This window comes from Ensifer oleiphilus (genome assembly GCF_013371465.1).
In the GTDB taxonomy this organism is placed as follows: Bacteria; Pseudomonadota; Alphaproteobacteria; order Rhizobiales; family Rhizobiaceae; genus Ensifer; species Ensifer oleiphilus.
In genome coordinates this window covers 216,548-241,493 of sequence record NZ_JABWDU010000002.1, presented here as the reverse complement: position 1 = coordinate 241,493, position 24,946 = coordinate 216,548, and the positions used below count along the sequence as shown (strand labels likewise).

Genomic DNA, 24,946 nt, shown 5'->3' with positions numbered 1-24,946 from the left:
GACCGCCTTGCATTCGCCTCAATAACGATGTCGAAGCAGCGCAGTTTTACAGCCAGTCGAGATGAAATGGACGCCAACAACACCACGCCCCGTCGCGGCCAGACCGGACCGGTCGAAAAGCAGACCGGGATCCGCCATCTGTTCGCAGCTGCCAGCTACTCGCTGGGCGGTGCGAAACGGCTGATCGGCGAGGCGGCTTTCCGGCACGAGCTGATCGCCTTTGCGGTGGCCATGGTGGCGTTCGCCATCGCCGGCGCCACCTTCTTCCAGTATATCGCCATGGCGATCCTGTTCCTGCTGATGATGGCCTTCGAGGCGATCAACACCGCGATCGAAGAGATCGTCGACCGCGTGTCGCCGGAAATTTCCGAGATGGGCAAGAATGCGAAGGACCTGGGCTCGTTCGCCTGCCTCTGCCTGATCGTCGCCAATGCGGTCTATGCCGGCTATGTGGTGGTCTTCGTCGGCTTCTTTGGTTGAGCGATATCAACCGTTTGGTCTGACCCGATAAAGCACATGCGGCCGTAGCGGATTGCCTTCAGGCACGGTGACGTCGTCGAAGTCCTCGGCCGCGTGGGTCGACATACCCAGCTTTTCCATCAACGCCCGCGAGGGATGGTTGATCTGCGAGGTGTAGCCGATAACTTCAGCGAGGCCGAGTGTTGTCCAGGCATATTGCAGGCAGGCGCCGGCTGCCTCGAGCGCATAACTGTTGCGCCAGTAGGAACGCCCGAGGATCCAGCCGATCTCGACATGCGGACCACCGGGGATTTCGTCTCCGGCGATCGAAAGACCCAAGCCGCCGACAAGGGCCGCATCGGCCTTGCGCTCCACTGCGACGAAGGCAAAGCCATGTTGCCGGAGGTGAGCATCGCATTCAGCGATCACGTCCGCTGTCTCTGTTGGCGTGAGGATGCTGGGGTAGTAGTAGCGACGAACTTCCGGGTCGGCATTGATGACGGCAAAGGGTGCGATATCGCGCTCTTGCCAGGGCCGCAGCCGCAGGCGCTCGGTTTCTATCCGCATGGATCAGGCAAAGCTCTTGCGGCGGCGGGCAGGGGCGGGCACGTCCTCGACGGCCGGCAGGCTTTCCAGCACACGGCGGGCCGGCAGGATAGCGATGGCTTCCGTGCCTTCGCGTAGCTTGGAGCGCAGGATGAACTCGCCATTGTGCTTGGCGAGGATCGCCTGGACGATCGGCAGGCCGAGGCCGGTGCCCTGTTCGGCGCTCTTGATGGCAATGGAGCCCTGGCCGAAGGCGGAAAGCACGATCGGGATCTCCTCCTCGGGAATGCCCGGACCATTGTCCTTGATCGACAGATATTGACCGCCGCCGGCCGTCCAGCCGACCTTGACCGTGATCTCGCCACCGGAACTCGTAAACTTCACCGCATTCGACAAGAGGTTCAGGATGACCTGGCGCATTGCCTTTTCGTCGACCCAGACGGCGGGCATGCCCTGCTCGAACTGGGCATGAATGCCGATCGTCTTGGCGCGGGCGCGAAGCTGAACCATGCCGATGCAATCGTCGGCGATATCGACAAGGCTGACGGCCTCTTCGTTGAGGTCGTAGCGGCCGGCCTCGATGCGCGAGAGGTCTAGGATCTCGTTGATCAGGTTCAATAGGTGTTCGCCCGAGCGATGGATGTCGCTGGTGTATTCCTTGTAGGTCGGGTTGTTGAGCGGCCCGAGAACCTCGGTCGACATGACTTCGGAGAAGCCGAGAATGGCGTTGAGCGGCGTGCGCAGCTCGTGCGACATCGAGGCCAGGAACCGAGACTTGGCAAGGTTGGCTTCCTCGGCGCGCCGGCGGGCTTCATCCGACATGGATTTCGCCACTTCCAACTCGGCGATCAGATCGTCCTTCTCCGGTTGCATCGAAAGAATATGCACATTGGCGCGATTCATGCGGTCGGTCATGAACACGAGGAAGAGCAGAGAAAGCGAAATCACGCCGGTCAGGCCGACATGCGCCGGGTCGCCGGTGGTCAACGACGAAAAGGCGAGGGCGGCCACGACAGGCAGGAAGGTGTAGAGCAGGGCGTTGCGCAGCAGGAAGGTGCCCATGGCGGTGGCGGCGAGCGCGATCAGCAATCCCGTTCCTTCGAAAAAGCCGTAGCGAATGTCGCCGCAGGCCGCGCAGTCCTGCGTCACGAACGTTGCCCAGCACAGCCCCATCAGCAGCTGGCCGATCAGGAAGCGGCGACGCCACACTGGCACCTTGTCGGCGGCGATGTCCTCCTTGCGCGCCTTTCGCGCCAGAAAGACGGTGATGGCGTGGGCCGAGAGGGTCATCACTGCCCAGACGACGATGCTCAGATTGCCGGAGAGATAGATGCCGACGGCGGTAATGAGCGCCACCAGCAGCGGCATGGCAATGGCGCCATGCAACGCGGAACCGATATAGAGATTGAGCATCTCGCGTTCGAAGCCGGAAGGCGCCGACGAACCGGTTTGCAGCCGTTCGCGCGTCGCGCGTACCGTCTTCGAAACAGGCTTGTTTCGATGGCTTCGCGACTTGTCGACAATAATCTTATCTGTCGATGTGCTGACGGCGATACTCATGCTCATATATGCAAAGGTTACAGCTGGTTGCAGTCTAGTGAGCAATCCTTAAGAAGTTGCTGCTGGCATGAAGGATTCGACAACCATTGTGGCGCGATCGTGATTTGCCGGATCAATGGGGCGTTGCAAGAACAATGGAGCGCAGCAAATTGAAATCGGGCAGATCCAGATATCGGTTCGCGGGAGGCAGAAGGGGCGCTGAGGGCGGCACTCCTGCCGGCCGCATGGGAACCATTGGCGGCTGGATCTTCTTTCTGCTGCTGTGTGTCGGCGCCTATTTCGCTTCGCAGCTGCCACCGCCGGAGCGCACCGTGACAGGCGAGCTTTCCGGAATGGCAACCGCAAGCGATGGGGACAGCCTGCGTCTCGACGGTCGGCGGATACGGCTCGAAGGCATCGATGCTCCCGAGATCGGTCAGACCTGCAATCGCGACCGCACGGAGTGGGATTGCGGAGCAGACGCACGCCAGCGTTTGCGTGCGATGGTGTCGGGCGGCACGACGGTTTGTCGCCTCCACGGGCGCGACAAATATGGCCGCGATCTCGGTACGTGCGAAACACATGGAAGAGACGTTGGGCGGCAGATGGTGGCAACCGGCTATGCCGTCAGCTACGGCCGCTATCAGAAAGAGGAAGCTTCGGCGGAAAAGCAGAATGTCGGGCTTTGGGCCGGCGATTTCACCCGACCGCAAGCCTGGCGCCGGGCCAACGGCCATGCGGACGAGACGCCGCATGTGGTGGATGGCTGGCTGGACGCGATCCGGCTTTGGTTGTTCGAGCAGCTCACCGCGCTGTTTGCGAGGATCGGCGATGCATGAGAAGCAGGATGATCTGGCACCGCTTCGCGCGGCGATTGCCGCCTGTCGCATTTGTCGCGACGAGCCGGCGCGCGGACCGGAAGACCGCCTGCCGCACGAACCGAGACCGGTGGCCGTCATCTCAAGATCTGCGCGGGTGCTGCTGGCCGGACAGGCGCCGGGCCTGCGGGTGCATGAAAGCGGATTGCCCTTCAACGACGCCTCCGGTGACCGGCTGCGCCAATGGCTCTGCATCGACCGTGAGACATTTTACAACAGAGACAAGCTGGCAATCGCGCCCATGGGCTTCTGTTTTCCCGGTTACGACGTCCATGGCAGCGACCTGCCGCCGCGCCGTGAATGCGCACTCTTCTGGCGCACGACCGTGATGGAGACGATGCCTCAGGTGGAGCTGGTATTGGCGATCGGCCATTATGCGCAGCGCTGGCATATCGGACCGGACTGTCCGAAATCGATGACCGAGACCGTTGTCGGCTGGCGCCGTTACGCGATGCGCAACGCCGTGCCGGCGATCCTGCCGCTGCCGCATCCCAGCTGGCGCAATACCGGCTGGCTGAAGCGCAATCCGTGGTTCGAGGCGGATGTCCTGCCGTTTCTGCGCGAGCGGATCAGTCTGTTGATCTCCTGAAAAAATATTCTTTATCTTTGCCGATTTCGCGCTATAGAAAGAAAAATAATTCGAGAGGGACACTCATGGATCGCCTAGACCGCAAAATCCTGCGCCTGCTGCAGGAGGATTCCACCCTGGCTGTTGCCGACCTTGCCAAGAAGGTTGGGCTTTCGACCACGCCTTGCTGGCGGCGCATCCAGAAGATGGAAGAGGACGGCGTCATCCGCCGCCGCGTGGCGCTGCTCGACCCGGTCAAGATCAACACCAAGGTGACGGTGTTCGTCTCCATCCGCACCAATACGCACTCGATCGAATGGCTCCGCCGCTTCTCGGAAGTGGTCGGTGAATTCCCCGAAGTCGTCGAGTTCTATCGCATGAGCGGTGATGTCGATTACCTTCTGCGGGTCGTCGTCCCCGATATCGCCGCCTATGACGCCTTCTACAAGCGTTTGATCGCCAAGATCGAAATCCGCGACGTCTCGTCTGCCTTCGCGATGGAGCAGATCAAGTACACGACCGAGCTCCCGCTCGACTACATGATGATCGACCAGGCGAAATCCAGCGAGGATTGAGTTTGTGATCCGGGCGGCGGAGAACGCCGCCCGCGCACGATTTTCTCAGAACGTGTTGCGATCATCGCTTCTCGGGTCGTTTCGCACCTGGTGCGGTGCGTAAAGATTGGCGCGCGCCGTTCGCCTCCACAGGCGCGCCGTGGGCTCAGGATTGATCTCGATGTCGGCGACGGCGATAGCGGGAGTGCCGTCAGACCGGCATTGCGCCACCCAGTGACCGTCGGGTGCAGCTATGCCCGAGGGAATGACGATGCTTTGCGCCGCGTGGGAAGAATAACTGACCCAATATCTGTTGCTTGCGGCATGGCCCAGGGCCTCCACCGCGAACGCCGGCGCGGCAGAAGGGGTCTCGCCTGATGTGGAGAAAAGAACGCAATCGACATCGAGGGCTTCGTACTCGGTGAATATTTCCGGATAGTGCGTTTCCATCCCGAGCGCGCAGCCGAAGCGGATGCCGCCAACCTCAAATGTCACCGGGGTCTTGCCCGGCGCATACATGAAAGAGATTTTCGTGTTCGACAGCATGCGCTCGTCGTAGCGCGTCACCAGCTCTCCGCGATCGGAGACGACATAAAGGCAATTGTGCGGGCGGTGCGGCGCGCTCAATTGATGGACCGAGCCGAACACCGTCCACAGCCTAAGTTCGCGTGCGAGCCGGCTGGTCGCGTCCAGTTCTTCGCGTAAAACCGTCCATTCGAAACGGGCCCAATCGGAAAGCCCGATGTCCCGAGGGCCGGTTACAGACATGATGCGCTTGTTCGGTGCGCATGTTGCTCCCTCCGGGAAATGGATAAGCCGGGCGCCGGCGCCGTGTGCCTCGCGCATCAGGCGGCGTAATTCCGTGCCGCTGGCCCGAAGCCCGGAAATATCGCGCGGGTCGTTGAAAAGCGACGTCTGGGCGACGGCCAACCGTATGGATCTGGCCGCCGGGTCGTCAGGGATTGTCTGGCGGATCTGCCTCAGAGCCGATGTGTAGGATTCGCCGGTTTTGGCTGCACGGGCGCGCACACGGCGCTTGAGATTTGCATTTCTGGTCATCGTCGGGCCTCTCGCGTCGCAGGCATCAGCTCCCCAGCAACCACGCCCGAGACGGTCGGACCAATACGATTGCCCGAGACGGAAGTCCCTTTGCCTCCGTTCGAGACCATGCTGGGGACGGTCGTTGGAGGTTGGGCGCAGGCGGCGCCAAGCAAAACATCGCGTTGCCGGTGCGATTCGTCAATGTGCCGTGACGCCGATCCGGCTCAGGTTTGCGTGAGACCGGCGCCCGTGTCGGCGAGGCCGAGTCTCGCCAAGACCTTGTCTCCACCCAGTTCTCGCTGAGCGTCCTTGCCGATCCACCGCGCCGCGCGATTGGAACTCACGGCAAGCTTCTCGGCCAGTGCCAGCGCCGGGCCATGACAGGCGGCGTTGCGCTTGCCGATCTGGCGCAGCGCCCAATTCACCGCCTTCTTGACGAAGTTGCGTTCGTCCTCGGCGTGACGCTCGATCAGCGGCAGCCAGGCCAGCAGGCTTGCGTCCGGCTCCTTCTTCAGATGCACGGCTGCAGACGCGATCATCGCAAAGGCGATGCGACGAACGAATTCTCGGCCGTCGGCCGCGAATTCCGGGATCAGTACCTGTTCGAAGCGGGCGGTGACGAAGAGGTCGGCGACGGTGTCGACGACCTCCCAGGAATTGCAATCCTCAGCCCAGCGTCTGGCCTCGTCGAGCGTCAGCGTTTTCGGGCCGGCGGTGAAGGCGGCCAGGATGCGGGCCTCGCGGATGCCGGACTGCCAGAGTTCGAGCGCGCGGGCATGGTCGATCTTGACCAGTCGCGCGATCCGGTGAAGTTCGACATTCGAAAGCCCAAGGGCGGTCTCGGTGACGATGCCGAAGCGCGCCATTCCGTCGAGGTTCTCCTGCGAGCGTTGCGCCCGCAGGTGCGCGATGATGTCATCGGCACTCGAGGTCGGCGAGAGCGTCATTTCTCCAGCCGGGCGAGCAGGGAGGATGTATCCCAGCGGTTTCCGCCCATTTCCTGGACGTCGCCATAAAACTGGTCGACGAGGGCCGTCACCGGCAGCTTGGCGCCGTTGCGACGGGCTTCCGTCAAGACGATGTCTAGATCCTTGCGCATCCAGTCGACAGCAAAACCGAAATCATATTTGCCGGCATTCATCGTCTTGTGCCGGTTTTCCATCTGCCAGGACCCCGCAGCGCCCTTGGAGATGACATCGACGACCTTCTCGATGTCGAGACCGGCCTTCTTGCCGAAGTGAATGCCTTCGGCAAGGCCCTGGACGAGGCCGGCAATGCAGATCTGGTTGATCATCTTGGTGATCTGGCCGGAGCCGGCTGGACCCATCAGGCCGACCATGCGGGCAAAGGCATCGATCACCGGCCTGGCCCGCTCGAAGGCGGCTTCGTCGCCACCGCACATGACTGTCAAGACACCGTTTTCGGCGCCGGCCTGGCCACCCGATACGGGGGCGTCGACAAAATGGGCGCCGCGAGCCTTGGCCGCCTCGTAAAGTTCGCGGGCGACTTCGGCCGAGGCGGTGGTGTTGTCGATGAAAATGGCGTCAGCCTTCAGAGTTTCGAAGGCGCCGTCCTTGCCAGTGGTGACCGAGCGCAGGTCGTCGTCATTGCCGACGCAGGCGAAGACGAAATCGGCGCCATCGGCGGCTTCCGCCGGCGTCCTGACGGCACGGCCGCCGAACTCGGCAGCCCATTTTTCGGCCTTGGCGAAGGTGCGGTTATAGACCTTCAGCTCGTGTCCGCCACGAACCTTGAGGTGGCCGGCCATGGGATAACCCATGACACCGAGACCGATGAATGCAACCTTTGCCATTTCCTGAACACTCCCAATTGCTTTGGGTGAGGTGTAGCCGATGGCGCCGGCGCGCGAAAGGGGCGACGGAGCGGGTCGCTTCCGTTCCGTCGCGGACTTCTCGTGTTGCTTATGGCTTGAAGCGGGCGATCACCAGGTGGCCGGCGATCGGCTCGCCTTCTTCCATCCGAACGGTGATGTCGCCGACTTCGATCACTTCGAAACCGGTCGCGGTCAGGCGTTCGCGCAGATAGGTCTCCGCATGGGCGAAACGCTGGTGCGGGCCGACCATGAAAGGCCGGCCGGCAAAGGTCTCGGCAGGCAGCGTTTCGCTCGAAAAGATGAACAGGCCACCGGGCACGAGATTGTCCACGGCGCCGAAGAACAGCGCCTCGAGCGCGCCCATATAGGGCAGCACGTCGGTTGCGACGATCAGGTCGAAGGGCTCGTCGTCGTTGTCGTCGAGAAAGTCCACCGCTTCGGCGACATAGAGGGTCTCGTAGAGATCCTTCTCGTGGGCGATCTCGACCATGTTTTCCGAGAGGTCAATGCCGGTGATGTCTTCGGCCATGTCGCGCAGCGCGCCGCCGGTCAGGCCCGTGCCGCAACCAAGGTCGAGCACGCGGTTGAAGGGGCCGAGTTCGAGTGCCTGCAGGCGCTGGCGCACAAGGAGCGGCACGCAGTAGCCAAGCTGCTCGACGAGCACGTTGTCGAAGACGTCGGCATGCTGGTCGAAAAGGGTGGCGACATAAGCGTCCGGCGCCTTCACAGGCGTCTCTCCACGTCCCATCGAGGCAAGACGCACGGAAGCGCCGCCGTGATCCTCGGGGTCTAGTGCCAACACTTCCGCATAGGCATCGGCTGCCGCGTCGAAGTTACCGGATTTTTCCAGGGAGAGGGCGCGGTTGTAGGCTTCCGCCAACGCTTCCTCGTCGATTTTCGTGGTGTTCTGGGTCATGGGCGCTTCTTACGTCCGAAGGCGATCTTTGGCAATGCGCCGCAGCTGCGGCCAGGCGAGATCAAGGCGCCGCCAGAGTGATGAAGACCGAAAAACGGGGCCAAGCGGCGAGCGTGGGATTTATCCGGACCCGGAAAGAGTTCATGATCGCAACAACAAGAAAAGACGGAGGAAATGCCGATGGTTGCCGAACTCAGTCCGCTGCTCGTGGGCACGGAGGTCAAGGAGCCGAAAGGTCCGCCGCTGCCCCAGACGTCGCAGGAGCAGATCAATGCCGTCGTGCATTATTATCGCGGCGAAATGGGGCGGATGGCCGGCTGGCGGGATCGCATCGACCGCACGTCCAACTGGGCGATCACCGTGGTCGCCGCTCTCCTGTCCGTCTCACTGTCGACGCCATCCTCGCATCACGGCGTGCTTCTGTTTGCCATTCTGCTGATCACGCTGCTTCTGCTGATCGAGGCGCGCCGTTATCGCTTCTTCGATGTCTACCGCGCACGGGTGCGCCAGCTGGAGCGTGGCTACTTCGCGCAGATCCTGGCGCCGGATGGCGCGCCGAACCTCAACTGGGCGGCAGCGATCGCCAAGAGCCTGCGCAAGCCGGCGTTCCTCATGAGCTACCGAGAGGCAGTGTGCCGACGGCTGCAGCGCAATTATTGCTGGATGTATCTGATCCTGCTGCTCGCCTGGGCGCTCAAGATCTCATCGCCGAAACTGTCTGCCAATGGTGAGCCGTTCGGGCATGTACGCTCCTGGACTGATGTGACCCAGAATGCCGCGCTCGGCCCGTTGCCGGGCTGGCCGGTAATTTTGGTTGTGGTGCTGTTCTATGCCGTCGTGCTCTACGGTTCGCTGCACAAGGAACCGGGCGAGGGCGAACTCGCCCATGGTGAGGTTCACGTCTGATGCGGCGCATCTGTCACATCCGCATCGAGGGCGGCATTATCCGTTCGGCCTGAGGGCGTCGTTCTCTACGACACGGTGCGCCATGACGCGCCGTGGGCGGGCTCAGTGTAAAATGAACTCGCCCTTGAGCGCCCGCCATTCTGTGGCCGATATCAGCTTGCGATGCACATAGCGGACCGAATGCAGCGGGCCGTCCAGCTTTTCCTGCCAGAATTTCAGGAAGCCGCGCATCTCCGGGAAATCCGGAGCGATGTCGTAGTGCTGCCAGATAAAGGTCTGCAGAAACGTCGGATGATCCGGCATGCGGTAGAGGATCTGGGCCGTGGTCATGCCGTAGCCCTTCAACTGCAGTTCCATTTCGTTCGTCATATGAACCCCACTTCTCGCAAAGGTTGGTCTTTATGATGAAACGCTTGATTTATTAATCAAGTTCTAATATTTGCTTCATCTTGAAACTTTAGGCGTAAAAACAACGGCTTGGCAGCACTCGATGAAGAGTGCTGCCAAGCCGTTTTGGTCTGCTGGTGGTCTTGGGAGCTTCGGGCTCAGCGCTTCAGATGGCGCGTCAGGCGGTTTTCCAACCAGGCCCAGATATTGCGTAGCAATTCCACCATCAGCAGATAGAGGATCGCCGCCCAGACGTACATCTGGTAGTCGAAGGTGCGCGAGAAGGCGCGGCGCGTTTCGCCCATCAGGTCGAACACGGTGACGATGGCAACGATGGCCGAGCCCTTGATCATCAGGATGATTTCGTTGCCGTAAGGCCGTAGCGCCACGATCATGGCCTGCGGCAGGATGATCTTGTAGAAGGCGACACGCTCCGGCAGGCCGAGGGCGGCTGCACCTTCGCGCTGACCGCGCGGCACACTCTCGATCGAGCCGCGCAGGATTTCCGCCTGGTAGGCAGCGGTGTTCAGCGTGAAGGTGAAGAGCGCGCAGTTCCATGCTTCACGGAAGAACCACCAGAGGCCGACCGATTCGAGTTGCGGGCGGAAGCTCCCGAGGCCGTAATAGATCAGGAACAACTGGGCGATCAGCGGTGTACCGCGGAAGAAGTAGACATAGGCGTAGGCAAGCCAGGACCAGATCTTGTTCTTCGACATGCGGCCGAGCGCGATCGGCAGCGAAAGGATGGCGCCGAGCACGACCGAGCAGGCGACCAGCATCAGGGTGACGCCGAGGCCCGACAGGAAGCTCGGACCGTATTTGGCGAACTTTGCTGGGTCCCAGCCGTTGACGACGGTCAGGAATATGCCAACGCCGAGCGCCAGCCAGATGCCGAGCGTCACGCTGCCGACAAAGCGCGCAAGCGTGTAGGCTTTTGGCGGCGCCGGAGGCGGTGCCTGCGGAGGGATCATCGTCTCGACGAAGCTCATCGGCCCATCTCCGCACGCTTGGTCCAGCGTTCAAGGTTCGAGAATATGATTGACGAGACCATGGCCAGGACCAGGAAGAGGATGCAGGCCATGCCGAAGAACTCGAAAGCCTGCTTGGTGACGCGGGCGGCGATACCGGTCTGGCGCAGAATATCGGGAAGACCGACGACCGAGACGAGCGCCGTGTCTTTCAGCAGCGCCATCCAGAGATTGCCAAGGCCCGGCAGGGCGATGCGTACGAGCTGAGGCACGATAATCAGCCGCATGGTGCGGCCGCGATGGAGGCCGAGTGCAGCACCGGCTTCGTACTGGCCATGTGGGATCGCCTTGAAAGCCGACAGCAGAACCTCGGAGCAATAGGCGGAGAAGACTACGCCCAGTGCGATCATGCCGGCAAAAAAGGCGTTGATCTCGACGGGGCCATCGTAACCGAACGATGCCAGCAGTTGCTGCACCAGGATCTGCAGGCCGTAATAGACGATGAACAGCGTCAGCAGTTCCGGCAGACCACGGAATATGGTGGTGTAGATGTTCGATGCGAGACGAACGGTCCGCTCTTCCGACTGCTTGCCGAGCGCGACGAAGAAGCCGATCAAAAGCCCGACGGGCAAGGTCGCTATGGCAAGGCTTGCTGTGACGACGAAGCCATAGGCGATCTCGTCGCCCCAGCCTGCGTCGCCGCAAGCGAGAAGCGTACCGGATGCCAACCAGCGAAAAACGCCGACCGGGCCGCAAAATGGATCTACGATGGAGCCGATCCAGGCTAGGATCGAATAGAAGCCGGCAAATAACCCGCTCATGTCAGAGAATTCCCCTTTGCGCTGTTCTTATGAAAATGGATCGCGCTTATGTTTTAGGTTCTTGTCAAACAAAAACGGCGGAAGGGCAAGCCGTCCGCCGTTGCATTTTTTTCATCAACCAACGTTTTTCCGGCATGATTCACTAGGAAAACAGGCCGGAAGCCGTCGATCAGCTGCCATAAACGTCGAACGGGAAGTACTTTTCGTTGATTTCCTTGTACTTGCCGTTGGCGCGGATGGCTTCGATCGCCTTGTTGAACTTTTCGCGCAGCGCGTCGTCGCCCTTGCGCACGGCGATGCCGGCGCCTTCGCCGTTGATGACCGGGTCTACCGGCAGCGTGCCGAGCAGCTTGCAGCACGCGCCGTCTTCCGACTTCAGCCACTCCGAAAGCACAACGACGTCGTCGATTACGGCATCGACGCGACCGTTGACGATGTCGAGCTTGTATTCTTCAGCCGTCGGATAAAGCTTGACTTCCGCTTCCTTCATATGCGCTTCGGCATAGTTGGAATGGGTGGTCGAGCCCTGTGCGCCGAGTGTTTTGCCGGCAAGAGCCGCCTCGGTTGCTTCGGTGATCGGCGAATCCTTCGGGACCACGATCGCCGGCGGCGTGTTGTAGTACTTGTTGGTGAAGTCGACCTTTTCCTTGCGCTCGGCGGTGATCGACATGGACGCGATGATGGCGTCGAACTTCTTGGCGATCAGTGCCGGAATGATGCCGTCCCAGTCCTGCGTCACGAACGTGCATTCGACCTTCATCTCGACGCAAAGTGCCTTGGCAATGTCGACGTCGAAGCCGGTCAGCGTACCGTCAGCTGCAAGGTTGTTGAAGGGCGGATAGGCACCTTCCGTGCCGATAACGACCTTTTCGCCATCTGCCATGGCAGATCCAGCCATGAGCACGAAAACGGCAGCCGATGCGGCGGCTGCCAGCCGTCTGGAAATACGCATGATAGTCCTCTCTGTTGGCCGACATCCGGTTTCTTGTTCTTCACGGATGCCTATCTTGACCGGGGCGCTTGCCTCCGGTTGGGGCGATATTCGTACTGTTTTCCCGCAAAAATCAACTGGAAAGCGACGGTGCCCACCGGGAAAAGGATTTCGACCGGAGATTGCAGCGGTCATGCTCGCGACGAACATGAACGGCACGTTCAGCGGCGGTTAATCTTGCTTTGGCTAGGCCTATTGCGGGAACCGATCAGAGGTTCGGGCGTTGCGTTGGCGGCTCTTGAAGCGGGCAACACAAAAAAGCCGGAACCTTGGAACAAAGCCCTTGAGAATTCACGCCTGTCTCTGTTGCCGAACCGGCTGTCCGGTGGGTAACAGTGGCGGGTAAGGGACCTCCCAGGACGAGGAAGGAAGATAATGTCGATTCGATCCAGACTATTCGCGACCGTGGCGCTGCCGGTGCTCTCGGTGTCGCTTGCGGTGCAACCAGCCCTTGCCGACAGCCTGATGAAGCCGTTCGAGGTGGCGCAGGAAGGGAGTGGCCAGCCGTCCGAGGAAGAGCTGCTTCTGCAGCAGCGCCAGGCCGAAGAGCAGCAGCGCGCAGCCGAAGAACAACAGCGGGCCGCAGAGGAGCAGCAGCGCGCGGCAGAAGCCGAAGCGCAGCGCCAGCAGCAAGAGCAGCAGGCTGCCGAACAACAGCGTGCCGCCGAAGAAGAGGCTGCCCGCCAGGCGGCCGAGCAGCAGCGTGCTGCCGAGGAAGAGGCCGCACGCCAGGCCGCCGAACAGGAGAAAGCTGCCGAAGCGCAGCGGGCTGCAGAAGAGGAAGCCGCACGGAAACAGCAGGAACAGCAAGCGGCAGAGCAGCAGAAGGCGGCCGAAGAAGAGGCTGCCCGCCAGGCCGCTGAACAGGAAAAGGCTGCTGAAGCCCAGAAGGCTGCGGAACAGGAAGCCGCCCGGCAGGCTGCCGAGCAGCAGAAGGCCGCTGAAGACGAGGCCGCACGACAGGCCGCCGAACAGGAAAAGGCTGCAGAAGCTCAGAAGGCAGCCGAGGGCGAAGCCCAGCAGAAGGCCGCCGACGAGCAGAAGGCCGCTGAAGACGAAGCCGCCCGCCAGGCTGCCGAACAGCAGAAGGCTGCCGAAGCAGAAGCTGCACGCCTGGCGGAGGAAGCCAAGAAGGCTCAGGCTGGCGAATGCGTCGTGCCGGAAGGCCAGGACCCGACGACCGCTTGCCCGCCGGCTGGTGGCGAAGCAACGACCGGCCAGCAGCCAGCAACCGAAGGTCAGAATGCCGGCGAACAGCCTGCTGTGACCGAGGAACAGAAGGCAGGCGAACAGCCGCCGGCAACCGACGGCCAGAATGCCGGCGAAGCCGTGGCACCCGCTGTCGAACCGCAGACGGGCGAGGGTCAGCCGGTTCCGGGTGCCGAGCAGCCGGCGACGGCTGAACAGCAGCCTGCGGTCCAGCCTGTCCCGGAAATTGTCGAGACCCGGACCGAGGAAGAAAAGCAGAAGATCGCCGACGATCCGGCCGCGAGCGACGAGACCGTGGTCCTTCCGGTTGAAAACGGCGCCGCCGTTCTCGACAGCGACAAGGACGCCGACAATGCCGGCGGCAACAAGTCGCGCGAAGACCGCCAGAAGCAGCGCGAAGAACTGCGCGCGCAGGAGGAAGCCGTGCCGGCGCCGACCGACGACGCCTCTTCCCAGGCGCAGATGCCGGCCGCAATCCAGGCAGACCTGCCGCAGAAGATCGAGGCGAACCTGGCCGAGAAGGGCACACGCGTCGAGGAAGTGCCGGTGTTCGCCGTTCCCGAGACGACCAACATCGTCAACAACACCATCATCAACAACACGGTGATCAACAACAATACGACGGTCAACAACGTCACGAACAATGTCACCAATGTGAAAGTGGTGGAGGAGATCGACAACCGGATCATCCTCGGTGTCGGCGACCAGATCTTCGTTCGAGGCGACGACCGTCCGCGCCTTCGTCGTGACGCGGAAGAGACCTTCTACGACCAGCTGCCGCGCGGCCGGACCCGCGAAACCATCGTGCGCCCGGGCGGCTACCGGATCGTGACGATCTATAACCGCTATGGCGACATCCTGCAGCGTTCGCGCGTCGATCGTGACGGCAACGAATACCTGATGATCTACGCGCCCGAGCGTGACGAAGGTCCGCGTCCGGCGATCATCGACGTCGGTTACGAATTGCCGCCGATGCGCCTGCGCATCCCGGTTCGCGAATACATCGCCGATGTCTCCGACGACCCGGGCCGCGACTATTACGATTTCCTGGCCGAGCCGCCGGTGGAGCGCGTCGAGCGTGTCTATTCGATCGACGAGGTCCGTCACTCCGCGCGTCTGCGTGACAAGGTCCGTCGCATCGACCTCGACACCATCACCTTCCCGACGGGCAGCGCCGAAGTGTCGATGTCCCAAGCCAAGACCATGCGCGGCGTTGCTGCTGCCATGGAAAAGGTGCTGGCCAAGGATCCGGGCGAAACCTTCTTCATCGAAGGTCATACGGATGCCGTCGGCTCCGACCGGTCGAACCTGGTGCTTTCAGACCAGCGCGCCGAATCGGTTGCCTCTTTGCTCACCGAGGTCTACGGCATTCCTGCCGAAAACCTGGTGACCCAGGGCTATGGCGAGCGCTTCCTCAAGGTGCGCACCGATGTCGCCGAGCAGCAGAACCGCCGCGTGACCATCCGCCGCGTTACGCCGCTGGTTCGTCCGGTCGCCCAGCGCTAACAGGTTCGAGCCAGGCTCGAGCGCCTGCGTAAAATGCACGAAACCCGCCTTTCAAAGGGCGGGTTTCTGCCGTTTCATCCTTAGACTTCTTTACCGGATTGCCATGAAAACCGTCTCGATTCTGTTCGCCTCGCTTGTCCTGCTTGCCCCGACTGCCCATGCGGCGCCGGCGCTCGTGGAGCCGGACCTACGGCTTCCGAGCAACCCCGCCGGCAAGGACCAGCCGCCGCGCGTGGCGTTGACGCTCGATGCCTGCAGCGGTGCCACCGACATGCGCATCCTCGGAACGCTGATCGAAAACCGCATCCCGGCGACGATCTTCGTGACCGCGCGCTGGTTGAAACGCAACGGGCTGGTGGTCGAGGTGATGAAGGCGCATCCGGATCTCTTCGAGATCGAGGATCACGGCGCGATGCACGTGCCGCCGATCGACATCAAGGTTTCCGTCTATGGGCTGGCGGCTGCCGGCTCGAGTGCTGCCGTTGCAGCTGAAGTCGAGGGCGGGGCGGCGGCGATCAAGGCGCATGGTCTTGCGGCACCGCGCTGGTTCCGTGGCGCGACGGCGAAATACACCCATACCTCGATGAGCCAGATCCGCGAGATGGGCTACCGCATCGCCGGCTATTCCGTAAACGGTGACGGCGGCTCGCTGCTGGGCGCGGCCATGGCCGAGAAGCGTATCCGCAACGCCCGGGATGGCGACGTGATCATCGCCCACATCAACCAGCCGACGCACGCCGCCGGCGCCGGCGTCGCGCGCGGCATTCTCGACCTCAAGGCCAAGGGCTACAGCTTCGTCCGCCTCAACGACATTCCCGATGAGATGACGGTCGGCGCCACCAACTGACGCCGACCAATACGACCTCCACCGCTACGGTTGGAGGCGCGCGCCGCTCTCAGTTGCCACTCCCGTTGCGCTGCAAGCCGGTCACGCGCTCGACAAAATCGGCAATCGAATTGGTATCGTCGAGGCCGAAGACCGGCAGGATACTGTCCGTGACCGGATGATCGGTAGCGATGGCACAGATGTGCGGATCGCTCGGAGCCAGCGGCTCACGGTTTGCCGATTCCAGGCGGCGCGCCTCGATCTTCGGGATCGGCTCGCGCTTGTAGCCCTCGACCAGAACCAGATCGCAAGGTGCGAGCCGGGCGATGATGTCCTCGAAGCTCGGCTCGGGGGCGCCACGCAGCTCATGCATGATCGCAAAACGGGTGCCGGAAACGATGGTGACCTCGTGGGCGCCTGCTTCCCGATGACGGAAACTGTCGGCGCCGACCTTGTCGATATCGAAGTCATGGTGGGCGTGCTTGACGGTCGAGACGACGAAGCCCCGTTGCGTCAGTTCGGTGACGAGGCGCACCATCAGGCCGGTCTTGCCGGAATTCTTCCAGCCAGCGATGCCAAATAATCTCGTCGCAGTCATCCGCCATTCTCCCCAAGGACACGCAGCCATTCTTCCGCCTGCAGCAGGTCATCCGGTGTGTTGATGTTGAAGAATGGGTCGAACGATCCACCGGCTGTGTCTGCCATCGGGAAATCGACCGTGACAGATGGATGGCGCTCGATGAAGGCACGCACGCGGCGTTTCGGATCCGTCGTGACCCATTGTTCGAGATCGTCGGCGAGCGAGACGGGCCAGAGCGCAAAGAGCGGATGCAGGGCGCCACCGGATGACGCCACGGCAATCTGATCGCGCGTCGTCATCGCCTCGGTCAATCGCTGGCTGAGGTCTTGCGGAAAGAACGGTGTATCCGTTGGCACCACGAGAACATGGGTTGCCGCGGGCGTCGTTGCCGCAACGTGACGCATGGCCGCCAGGACGCCGGCAAGCGGCCCGAGAAAGCCGGGGACGGTATCGCCGATCACCGGATTGCCGTCGATCGTTGCCTGGCCTGCGCCGTTGAGATTGACTGCGATATGACCGGCCTGGGGCTCAAGCCTCCCGATGATCCGCGCAAGCATCGTTTGTCCGCCAAGGTGCAGCGCGGGTTTCGGCCGACCCATGCGACGGGATAGTCCGCCGGCAAGGATAACGGCCGGCCATGCCGGGTGTGTATGCTCTTCCGTCTCTGCTTGTGGCATCACGGTGCGATCACTCCTATTCGAGCGGCCCCGTCACCGCGCTTCGGGCGACGGGCGTCTTTCCTCGCCGGCTCTCGCGGTAGAACGTGTAGAGGCCCGAGCCGACGATGACGGCGACACCGACCAGCATCCATGCATCCGGCTTTTCCGAGAAGAAGAAAATTCCGATTGCGATCGCAAAGAGCAGGCTGGTGTAGCGGAAAGGCGCGATGACGGAGATGTCACCGCCACGCATGGCGAGCACGATCGTCTGGTACCCGACCATCAGAAGCAGGCTGGCGGCGGCAACGTGGATGATTGTGGTCGAGGACATCGGCTGCCAGCCGCCGAGCGGCACGATCAATGCCGCGCCGACCAGGGTCGTCACCAATGCCGTGGTCACGGTGATGTAGAGGGAGGGAATGTCATAGTCGATGCGGCGGGTGCAGAGATCGCGCGTCGCGGTGCAGAAGACGCAGGCGACCACCGTGAGTGCGGCCGGCGTGAAGCCTTCCGGTCCGGGACGAAGCACGATCAGCACGCCGATGAAGCCGGCGAAGATGGCGGTCCAGCGTCGCCAGCCGACGGGTTCGCCGAGAAACACGGCGGCGCCGAGCGTGACCGCAAGCGGAAGCGCCTGCATGATCGCCGAGGCATTGGCGAGCGGGATCTGGCCAAGTGCGGAGATATAGGTGATGGACGCCAGCGCCTCCATGACGATGCGCAGGATGATGACCGGCTTCATGATGGTGCGAAGTGGACGAAATGCGCGGAAGTGCCTGGCGATGACGATCACCATCAAGGTGGTCAACAGCCCGCGCACGAACATGATCTGGCCGACATTCATCGCCCCGGTCACCGATTTCACAAGGGCGTCGTTGCAGGAAAAGGCGACCATCGCCAAGCACATGAAGACGATGCCGCGGAAATTGCTGGAGGATTGCATGCTGGCTGTCCTGCGGCGCCGGATCGGGCGGGAACCTGACGGCGGATGGGGAAGGCGAATCCGTTGCCGGATGTCGCATACCGTTTAAGCATCGGCTGTCATTTTGTGCAAACACCAACCCGCCGAGAGGCGATTTTTCTTCCATCGCAAGTAAAACAGTGTCTTGCCGGTCAGATCAACCGATCGAAGACTATGGCGGCCTCGAAAGCGGGGCTATTAGGCGCCGCTTCTATTCGCTGAATCTTAAGTTTCGCTGCCTATCGTCCCGATGATTCCGCTTCCAATCGCATGATGCGATCGGTAGATGGCGTGCGCCAAAACCTTGGTGGTGCGCCATTCCAGAGGTGTCGGTCGAGGCCTGGGAGGTGCTTCTGCCGATATTTCACCATGCTTCCAGCAAGAAGAAGCCACCGCGCGGACATGTCTCTCATAAGAATAATCTGGGGTCCGCAATGTCTTTCATCGATCGTCTGCTACAGCGCCTGCGCATCGTCACCAAGGTTCTGCTCTTCGTGGTTCCGCTGGTGGCGCTGATTGCCGGTATCGGTCTCGTCGGCTTCTTCACTGCGCGAACGCTCAACGGTCATATGACCGTGACGCGCGAAACCATCAACAATCTCTCGGATTTCCAGGCTCTGCGCAGCGCGCTCCAGGGCTTTGCCGATGCGCCGAGCGAGGAGACGAGAGGGACCCTCAGTGCCCAGGTCGACGAGCAGGAGAGCGGGGTTCGTGCGCTTGACGGGCTGCTGACGCGTGAGGCAGACAAAACAGAAATCGTCTCGGTGCTGTCGCTCGGTGATGCGATGCGCGCCCAGACCGACAAACTGTGGTCGATCAAGGTCGAACAGGATCAGGTGACGGCTTCGCTCGAGGCGGCGCTCACCGAAATGACGGCGCAGGGCAACAGCGCCTACAAGCAGATCGATATCATCCGCAAGGAATCGGGCGAGAAGGAAGCCTTCGCGAAGGCGCTGCTCTTCGACGCTGCCGCCTACCAGGGCGTTGCCGAGCGGATCAAGAAGTTCCGCCTGCCGGTAACGATGGCGGCCAGTGCCGACGCCAAGATCGATCAGGCCGGCAAGCTTTTGCCGCACCTCATCAAGCAGATCGAAGAAGCGGAAAAGATCGCCTCCGAGAAAGTTCAAAAGCCGATCGCCGAGCTGAAGGAACTGGCGCTCAAGGTCCAGGCGATCCTTGCCGGCGCTGACGACAGCGAAACCAAGAAGAACGCGCTGGTGCCGATCCTCAGCAAATTCTCAAAATACGAAGCCGATTTTGGCAAGGAAGCCGCCAAGAATTCCGACACGGCCGCCAAGCGCTTCGTCGGCATGGATAGCGAAATCTCACAGCTGAAGACGCTGATCGCGCTGATGGGCGACACCTTCAAGGGGCTCGACAGCACCCGACTGCACATCAGCGAACTGCACCGGAAGCTCGACGCGGAAAGCCGCGATCTGGTGATGGCCGATATCAATGCCGTCCGCGACAGCGCCGGCAAATTGTCCGAACTCGGCGGCAAGAATGCAGCGCTTCGCGACCTGCCGGCCAAGCTCAAGCCCTCGCTCGATAACATCGACAAGGGTACGGCGGCCCTCATCGACGTCGGCGGGCGATGGCAGGAAGCCAAGGCCGAGGCATCGACGCTGGTGGCTGGCGCGAGCGCGACACTCGAAAGCTTCGTCAGCAGCGCCCAGGAAGCCGGCAAGGCGGACAGCCAGCGTTCGGCCGACATGTCGATCGTGGCGATGGTGGCGGGCACGCTGCTGGCGATCATCGGCGGCCTGATGCTGGTCGAAACCCTGCGTGGTCCGCTGAAGCGCGTCACCGAGACGATGACCCGGCTTGCCAATGGCGATCTCGATGTGGCGATCGAAGGCCGCAATCGCGGCGACGAGATCGGCGACATGGTGCGTTCGGTGGCGGTGTTCCGCGACAATGCGGTCGAAAACGTCCGGCTGGGACGCGAGGCAGAAGCCGCCCGCACGCTTTCGGCAGAGGAGGAAGCCCGCCGGGCCGAGGAACGCGCACGGATCGAAGCCGAGCAGATGCAGGCGCTGAACGCGCTTTCAGACGTGCTGGCGGAGCTTGCCGCCGGCAACCTCGAGGAAGGCATGGCGGAGGACCTGCCGGCCGACTACGTCATCATGGCGCGCACCTACAACAATGCGGTCGAGGCGCTGCGCGCCACGCTGAGCGACGTGCGTATGGTCACCGGCGAGATCACCGGTGGCACCAGCAACCTTTCTGCCTCGGCCGACGATCTGGCTCGGCGTACGGAGCAGCAGGCAGCCGCTCTTGAGGAAAGCTCGCGTGCGCTTCGCCAACTCACCGAGATCGTCCGCTCGACGGCCGACAGCGCACGCAAGACAACGGTTTCGGTCGACGAGACCAACTCCTATGCCAAGCATTCCGGCCAGGTGGTCGCCAAGGCGATCGACGCCATGGCGGAGATCAACCGCTCGTCCGAGAAGATCAGCACGATCATCAGCGTCATCGACGAGATCGCCTTCCAGACGAACCTTTTGGCGCTCAATGCTGGCGTCGAGGCGGCGCGGGCAGGCGAAGCGGGTCGCGGCTTTGCCGTCGTCGCGCAGGAGGTGCGGGAACTCGCCCAGCGGTGCGCGGGTGCGGCGCGCGAGATCAAGGGGCTCATCTCCGAAAGCTCGGCACAGGTCAGAAGCGGTGTGGCGCTGGTGCAGGAAACCGGCAATGCGCTCACCGTCATCAATGACCACATCGACACCATTCACCAACTCGTCAGCAACATCGAGGCTGCGGCTGCCGATCAGTATACCGGCCTCAACGAGGTCAACTCGGCGGTGCACGAGGTGGAACTGATCACCCAGCAGAATGCGGCGATGGTGGAGGAAAACACCGCCGAGATCCACGGTCTGCGTCGGCAGGTCGAGGCACTCAACGAGAAGATCGAGCGCTTTAAGACGGGTACTTCGACGGTGGGCAGCCATGGTTATGGGCGTGGTTACGGGGCGCATTACGCCGCTTGAAGTGGCTCCGGCGCATCACGCGTCGGCAGCCCCTCACCCTAGCCCTCTCCCCGCAGGCGGGGAGAGGGGACGTGCCCCGCGAGGGGTCTTGGGTGATCTTGGGTCATTTTCTACTCCGCCGATCACACGGCCTCTTCCGTCGCGCTGTTCGCGCTTGACCGACATCTCGCCTCCTTGCCATCAAGGGCTCAGGGCTCAGGGCTCAGGGCTCAGGGCTCAGGGCTCAGGGCTCAGGGCTCAGGGCTCAGGGCTTAGGGCTCAGGGCTCAGGGCTCAGGGCTCAGGGTGGAGCGGCAGCGCTGCCACAGGCGTCCTTCGCCCCGCTGGCGGGGAGAAGGTGCCGGCAGGCGGATGAGGGGCAATCACAGATCGAGTGCATAATGGCCGCTCAGCCGCCGGTGACGCTCATGTGGCGGGCAACGGCCGGGCGGTTGTGCTCGCGGTCGATGATGAAATCGTGGCCCTTGGGCTTGCGGCCGATCGCTTCGTCGATCACCTGGCCGAGATAGGCGTCGTCGTCCGAGGACCGAAGTGCCGTGCGCAGGTCTGCGGCATCGTTCTGGCCGAGGCACATGTAGAGCGTGCCGGTGCAGGTCAGCCGGACGCGATTGCAGCTTTCGCAGAAATTATGGGTCATCGGCGTGATCAGCCCAAGCCGGCCACCGGTCTCTGCGACCTCGAGATAACGGGCAGGCCCGCCGGTCTTGTAGGCGATGTCGGACAGCGTGAACTGCTCTTCGAGCTTTCGGCGCATGTCCGATAGCGGCATGTAGTGATCGGTGCGATCTTCCTCGATCTCGCCCATCGGCATGGTCTCGATCAGGGTCAGGTCCATGTCGCGCCCATGCGCCCAGCGCATCAGATCGGGGATCTCCGCGTCGTTGAAGCCCTTGAGCGCCACAGCGTTGATCTTGACCTTGATGCCGGCGGCTTGCGCAGCGTCGATACCTTCGATCACCTTGCCGAGATCGCCCCAGCGGGTGATCTGGTGGAATTTTGCGGGGTCGAGCGTGTCGAGCGAGACGTTGATGCGGCGCACACCACATTCGGCCAATTCGGCGGCGTGTTTCGCGAGCTGCGAACCATTGGTCGTCAGCGTCAACTCATCAAGCCGCCCGGCCTCGATCTCGCGGCCGAGTTCGCGCACCAGAAACATGATGTTCTTGCGCACCAGCGGTTCGCCGCCCGTCAGCCTCAGCTTGCGCACGCCCTTGGCGATGAAGGCGGAACAGAGCCGGTGCAGCTCTTCCAACGTCAGAAGGTCCTTCTTCGGGAGGAAGGTCATGTGTTCCGCCATGCAGTAGGTGCAGCGGAAATCGCAGCGGTCGGTTACGGATACGCGCAGATAGGTGATCGCCCGGCCGAACGGATCGATCATCAGGGCGCTTCTGTCGACGAGCGCCGTAGCGCCGCTTCTCACTATCGCTGCAGTGTTCACACGTCTTTCTCCCAGCGCCTTCAATGTCGTCACCAAACGTGGTCGCGTCAAGGCGCATCCTGTCGCAAAGTGTTGATTGCAAAAGCCGGGTAATTCTCGGCAAGCGATTCTTCCGATAAGCGTGGCTTGAAAACAGGAGCAGACACCATGAGCGACATCTGGCCGACGGAACTGCGCGTATCGAAAGATCGCCATCGCCTCGTCGTCGCCTTCAACGACGGCGCATCCTTCGATCTTTCGGCGGAGATGCTGCGCGTGCTTTCGCCGTCGGCCGAGGTGCAGGGCCACGGCCCGGGCCAGCGGGTGACCGTGCCCGGCAAGCGCAATGTGCAGATCATCTCGATGCAGCCGACGGGGAACTACGCGGTGCGCATCGGCTTTGACGATTTTCACGACACCGGCATCTTTACCTGGACCTACCTGCGCGAACTCGGGGAGAAGGGCGAAGAGCTGTTTGCCGCCTATGAACAGGAGCTGGCCGACAAGGGCATGTCGCGCGATAAGACCGAAAAGCCGCGCTGAACCACTTGAAAAGGAGACGGTCTGTTGGCTGGTGCATCTGAAGCGAATGACCTGACACAAGTGGTCGTGCTGTTGACTGCCGGCGTCATCGCAGTGCCGCTGTTCAAGCGCATCGGGCTCGGGTCAGTGCTCGGCTACCTCTTTGCCGGACTTGTGATCGGTCCATTCGGGCTGCGCTTCTTCACCGAGCCGCAGGCGATCCTGCATGTGGCCGAACTCGGCGTGGTGATGTTCCTGTTCATCATCGGGCTCGAGATGCAGCCGTCAAAACTCTGGAGCATGCGCAAGGACATTTTTGGACTTGGCGCAGCGCAGGTGCTCGCCTGCATCGCCGGCTTGACGATGGTCGGCCTGGCGCTCGGGTTCCAGCCCATTCCCTCCTTCATCGCGGGCACCGGCTTCGTGCTGACGTCGACCGCGATCGTCATGCAGATGCTGCAGGAGCGTAATGAGATCTCGACGCTGAAGGGCCAGCGCATGATCGCGATCCTTTTGTTCGAAGACCTGGCGATCGTGCCGCTGCTGGTGATTGTCACCCTGCTTGGCGGCAGCGGTGCTGCCACCGACGCTTCGGAGCGCTGGATGGCCGTCGCCATCGCATTTGCTGCGCTCCTCGCACTCGTGATTGCCGGTCGCTACCTGCTCAATCCGCTCTTCCGGCTGTTGGCGGCCGCAGGCGCGCGCGAAGTGATGACTGCGGCGGCGCTGCTCGTTGTCCTTGGCTCGGCGCTGGCGATGCAGCAGAGCGGGCTGTCGATGGCGATGGGCGCCTTCCTTGCCGGCGTTCTGCTTTCCGAGTCCGCTTTCCGCCACCAGCTCGAGGCCGATATCGAGCCGTTTCGCGGCATTCTGCTCGGCCTGTTCTTCCTTGGTGCCGGTATGGCGATCGACCTTTCGGTGATTGCCGCCAACTGGCAGATTGTGGTGATTTCGGTGCTCGCCTATATGGCGCTGAAGGGCGTGCTGATCTATGCGGTCGCCCGTCTGCTGCGCGCCTGCCACAGCGAAAGCCTGGAGAGGGCGGTGCTGATGGCGCAGGGCGGTGAGTTTGCCTTCGTGCTCTATGCGGCTGCCGTCTCTGCCGGCATCATCGATGCGGAAGCCAACGCGACACTGACGGCAACGATCATCCTGTCGATGATGCTCACCCCGGTCGCGATCTTCATCCATGGCCGGCTGGCCAAGCCGGAAGCGCCGAGGACGGACGACCTCGAAGTGCCTGAAAATGTCGAGGGCACGGTGCTGATGATCGGCTTTGGCAGGTTCGGGCAGATCGTCAGCCAGCCGCTGCTGGCGCGCGGCTACAAGCTGTCTCTGATCGACAAGGATGCGGACTTCGTGCGCGACGCCTCCAACTTCGGCTTCCGGGTCTTTTACGGCGACGGATCGCGCAGCGACATCCTGCATGCGGCGGGCGCGGCCACGGCAAGGGCAATCCTCATCTGCGTCGACGACAAGGCGGCGGCGATCAAGATCGCCCACACCGCGAAGCAAGAGTTTCCGTTGGTGCCGGTGCTGGCGCGCGCGTTCGACCGCGGCCATGCCATCGACCTCCTGCATGCAGGCGTCGACTTCGAGATCCGCGAGACATTCGAATCGGCGCTCGTCTTCGGCACTGAGGTGCTGAACGTGTTGGGCGAGGATGCGCAAACCGCAGCGGATGTGATCGAAGAGTTTCGCGACCTCGACAAGGAACGCTTCGCGCTCGAAACCATCGGCGGCATCTATGCCGGGCGGCAGCTGATCCGCGGCAACGCACAACCGTCGGACATCATCGCCTCAAGGACCGCGCGCGTGCGGGCCGAGGCGGAGGCGCGTGAAGAGCAGGAAGGCTCGCCCGGCTAACCAGCC

24 protein-coding genes are annotated in these 24,946 nt (G+C 62.2%); 10 read left to right on the top strand and 14 right to left on the bottom strand.

Annotated elements, in window-relative coordinates; all coding sequences use genetic code 11:
- Positions 1-66 precede the first annotated feature (66 nt).
- The gene (locus tag HT585_RS07850) at positions 67-480 is read left to right on the top strand and encodes a diacylglycerol kinase (RefSeq protein ID WP_176352393.1); all 414 of its coding nucleotides are present in this window, start codon (positions 67-69) and stop codon (positions 478-480) included.
- Positions 481-486: 6 nt separating this feature from the next.
- Here the strand turns inward: HT585_RS07850 and HT585_RS07845 are convergent, their stop codons facing one another.
- Together HT585_RS07845 and HT585_RS07840 are read right to left on the bottom strand one after the other, a co-directional pair.
- Positions 487-1,026: a GNAT family N-acetyltransferase gene (locus HT585_RS07845; protein ID WP_176352392.1), complete on the bottom strand. Its 540-nt coding sequence runs from the start codon at positions 1,024-1,026 to the stop codon at positions 487-489.
- A gap of 3 nt (positions 1,027-1,029) precedes the next feature.
- Positions 1,030-2,565: a sensor histidine kinase gene (locus tag HT585_RS07840; protein ID WP_176352391.1), complete on the bottom strand. Its 1,536-nt coding sequence runs from the start codon at positions 2,563-2,565 to the stop codon at positions 1,030-1,032.
- Positions 2,566-2,789: 224 nt separating this feature from the next.
- On the opposite strand from HT585_RS07840, the gene HT585_RS07835 reads away from it, so the two are divergent.
- The 3 genes from HT585_RS07835 (at position 2,790) to HT585_RS07825 (ending at position 4,565) form a co-directional block, all read left to right on the top strand.
- Entirely contained in the window at positions 2,790-3,383 is a 594-nt protein-coding gene (locus HT585_RS07835; protein ID WP_246707601.1) for a thermonuclease family protein, read from the top strand.
- Positions 3,376-4,011 (top strand): uracil-DNA glycosylase family protein, encoded by a 636-nt coding sequence (locus tag HT585_RS07830; protein WP_176352389.1) that lies wholly within the window; start codon positions 3,376-3,378, stop codon positions 4,009-4,011. The genes HT585_RS07835 and HT585_RS07830 overlap by 8 nt, the downstream gene beginning before the upstream one ends.
- Positions 4,012-4,076: 65 nt before the next feature.
- Positions 4,077-4,565: an Lrp/AsnC family transcriptional regulator gene (locus HT585_RS07825; protein ID WP_025427268.1), complete on the top strand. Its 489-nt coding sequence runs from the start codon at positions 4,077-4,079 to the stop codon at positions 4,563-4,565.
- 45 nt (positions 4,566-4,610) lie between these two features.
- On the opposite strand, the gene HT585_RS07820 is transcribed toward HT585_RS07825, so the two are convergent.
- The 4 genes from HT585_RS07820 to HT585_RS07805 all read right to left on the bottom strand — a co-directional run bounded on the left by HT585_RS07820 (position 4,611) and on the right by HT585_RS07805 (position 8,335).
- Complete coding sequence (locus HT585_RS07820) at positions 4,611-5,603, bottom strand: carbon-nitrogen hydrolase family protein (protein WP_176352388.1); 993 nt, start codon at positions 5,601-5,603, stop codon at positions 4,611-4,613.
- A gap of 206 nt (positions 5,604-5,809) precedes the next feature.
- Positions 5,810-6,532, bottom strand: coding sequence for a DNA alkylation repair protein (locus HT585_RS07815; protein ID WP_176352387.1), 723 nt, complete (start codon positions 6,530-6,532; stop codon positions 5,810-5,812).
- Complete coding sequence (locus HT585_RS07810; protein ID WP_176352386.1) at positions 6,529-7,398, bottom strand: NAD(P)-dependent oxidoreductase; 870 nt, start codon at positions 7,396-7,398, stop codon at positions 6,529-6,531. Before HT585_RS07810 ends, HT585_RS07815 begins: the two co-directional genes overlap by 4 nt.
- A gap of 109 nt (positions 7,399-7,507) precedes the next feature.
- Positions 7,508-8,335 (bottom strand): class I SAM-dependent methyltransferase, encoded by an 828-nt coding sequence (locus HT585_RS07805; RefSeq protein WP_176352385.1) that lies wholly within the window; start codon positions 8,333-8,335, stop codon positions 7,508-7,510.
- Between the two features lie 180 nt (positions 8,336-8,515).
- Between HT585_RS07805 and HT585_RS07800 the strand changes: the two genes are divergently transcribed.
- Positions 8,516-9,241, top strand: coding sequence for a DUF2270 domain-containing protein (locus HT585_RS07800; RefSeq protein WP_176352384.1), 726 nt, complete (start codon positions 8,516-8,518; stop codon positions 9,239-9,241).
- Between the two features lie 102 nt (positions 9,242-9,343).
- Here HT585_RS07800 and HT585_RS07795 read toward each other — a convergent pair whose 3' ends face one another.
- The 4 genes from HT585_RS07795 to HT585_RS07780 all read right to left on the bottom strand — a co-directional run bounded on the left by HT585_RS07795 (position 9,344) and on the right by HT585_RS07780 (position 12,369).
- Positions 9,344-9,610 carry an usg protein gene (locus HT585_RS07795; protein ID WP_176352383.1) on the bottom strand — a complete coding sequence of 89 codons (267 nt, stop codon included), beginning with the start codon at positions 9,608-9,610 and terminating at the stop codon, positions 9,344-9,346.
- Between the two features lie 176 nt (positions 9,611-9,786).
- Positions 9,787-10,617, bottom strand: a complete 831-nt coding sequence (locus tag HT585_RS07790) for an ABC transporter permease (RefSeq protein WP_176352382.1) — start codon at positions 10,615-10,617, stop codon at positions 9,787-9,789.
- The gene (locus HT585_RS07785) at positions 10,614-11,417 is read right to left on the bottom strand and encodes an ABC transporter permease (protein WP_176352381.1); all 804 of its coding nucleotides are present in this window, start codon (positions 11,415-11,417) and stop codon (positions 10,614-10,616) included. Before HT585_RS07785 ends, HT585_RS07790 begins: the two co-directional genes overlap by 4 nt.
- A gap of 169 nt (positions 11,418-11,586) precedes the next feature.
- The gene (locus HT585_RS07780) at positions 11,587-12,369 is read right to left on the bottom strand and encodes an ABC transporter substrate-binding protein (protein ID WP_176352380.1); all 783 of its coding nucleotides are present in this window, start codon (positions 12,367-12,369) and stop codon (positions 11,587-11,589) included.
- A 414-nt stretch (positions 12,370-12,783) separates the two neighbouring features.
- On the opposite strand from HT585_RS07780, the gene HT585_RS07775 reads away from it, so the two are divergent.
- Both HT585_RS07775 and HT585_RS07770 read left to right on the top strand, forming a co-directional pair.
- Positions 12,784-15,123, top strand: coding sequence for an OmpA family protein (locus HT585_RS07775; protein ID WP_176352379.1), 2,340 nt, complete (start codon positions 12,784-12,786; stop codon positions 15,121-15,123).
- Between the two features lie 103 nt (positions 15,124-15,226).
- A complete protein-coding gene (locus HT585_RS07770; protein ID WP_176352378.1) occupies positions 15,227-15,970 on the top strand; it encodes a polysaccharide deacetylase family protein in 744 nt (247 codons plus the stop codon).
- Between the two features lie 49 nt (positions 15,971-16,019).
- On the opposite strand, the gene mobB is transcribed toward HT585_RS07770, so the two are convergent.
- Genes mobB through HT585_RS07755 form a run of 3 tightly spaced genes read right to left on the bottom strand, consistent with a single transcriptional unit; the run spans position 16,020 to position 18,131 of the window.
- Positions 16,020-16,547 (bottom strand): molybdopterin-guanine dinucleotide biosynthesis protein B, encoded by a 528-nt coding sequence (gene mobB, locus HT585_RS07765; protein WP_176352377.1) that lies wholly within the window; start codon positions 16,545-16,547, stop codon positions 16,020-16,022.
- The gene (gene mobA, locus HT585_RS07760; protein ID WP_176353229.1) at positions 16,544-17,206 is read right to left on the bottom strand and encodes a molybdenum cofactor guanylyltransferase MobA; all 663 of its coding nucleotides are present in this window, start codon (positions 17,204-17,206) and stop codon (positions 16,544-16,546) included. Before mobA ends, mobB begins: the two co-directional genes overlap by 4 nt.
- Before the next feature lie 16 nt (positions 17,207-17,222).
- Positions 17,223-18,131: a DMT family transporter gene (locus HT585_RS07755; RefSeq protein WP_176352376.1), complete on the bottom strand. Its 909-nt coding sequence runs from the start codon at positions 18,129-18,131 to the stop codon at positions 17,223-17,225.
- Positions 18,132-18,583: 452 nt separating this feature from the next.
- On the opposite strand from HT585_RS07755, the gene HT585_RS07750 reads away from it, so the two are divergent.
- Entirely contained in the window at positions 18,584-21,136 is a 2,553-nt protein-coding gene (locus HT585_RS07750; protein WP_176352375.1) for a methyl-accepting chemotaxis protein, read from the top strand.
- 387 nt (positions 21,137-21,523) lie between these two features.
- On the opposite strand, the gene moaA is transcribed toward HT585_RS07750, so the two are convergent.
- Positions 21,524-22,573, bottom strand: a complete 1,050-nt coding sequence (gene moaA / locus HT585_RS07745) for a GTP 3',8-cyclase MoaA (protein WP_176352374.1) — start codon at positions 22,571-22,573, stop codon at positions 21,524-21,526.
- A gap of 147 nt (positions 22,574-22,720) precedes the next feature.
- Here moaA and HT585_RS07740 point away from each other — a divergent pair, with 147 nt between their 5' ends.
- Together HT585_RS07740 and HT585_RS07735 are read left to right on the top strand one after the other, a co-directional pair.
- Complete coding sequence (locus tag HT585_RS07740; RefSeq protein ID WP_176352373.1) at positions 22,721-23,095, top strand: gamma-butyrobetaine hydroxylase family protein; 375 nt, start codon at positions 22,721-22,723, stop codon at positions 23,093-23,095.
- A 24-nt stretch (positions 23,096-23,119) separates the two neighbouring features.
- The gene (locus HT585_RS07735) at positions 23,120-24,940 is read left to right on the top strand and encodes a monovalent cation:proton antiporter-2 (CPA2) family protein (RefSeq protein ID WP_246707600.1); all 1,821 of its coding nucleotides are present in this window, start codon (positions 23,120-23,122) and stop codon (positions 24,938-24,940) included.
- Positions 24,941-24,946 lie beyond the last annotated feature (6 nt).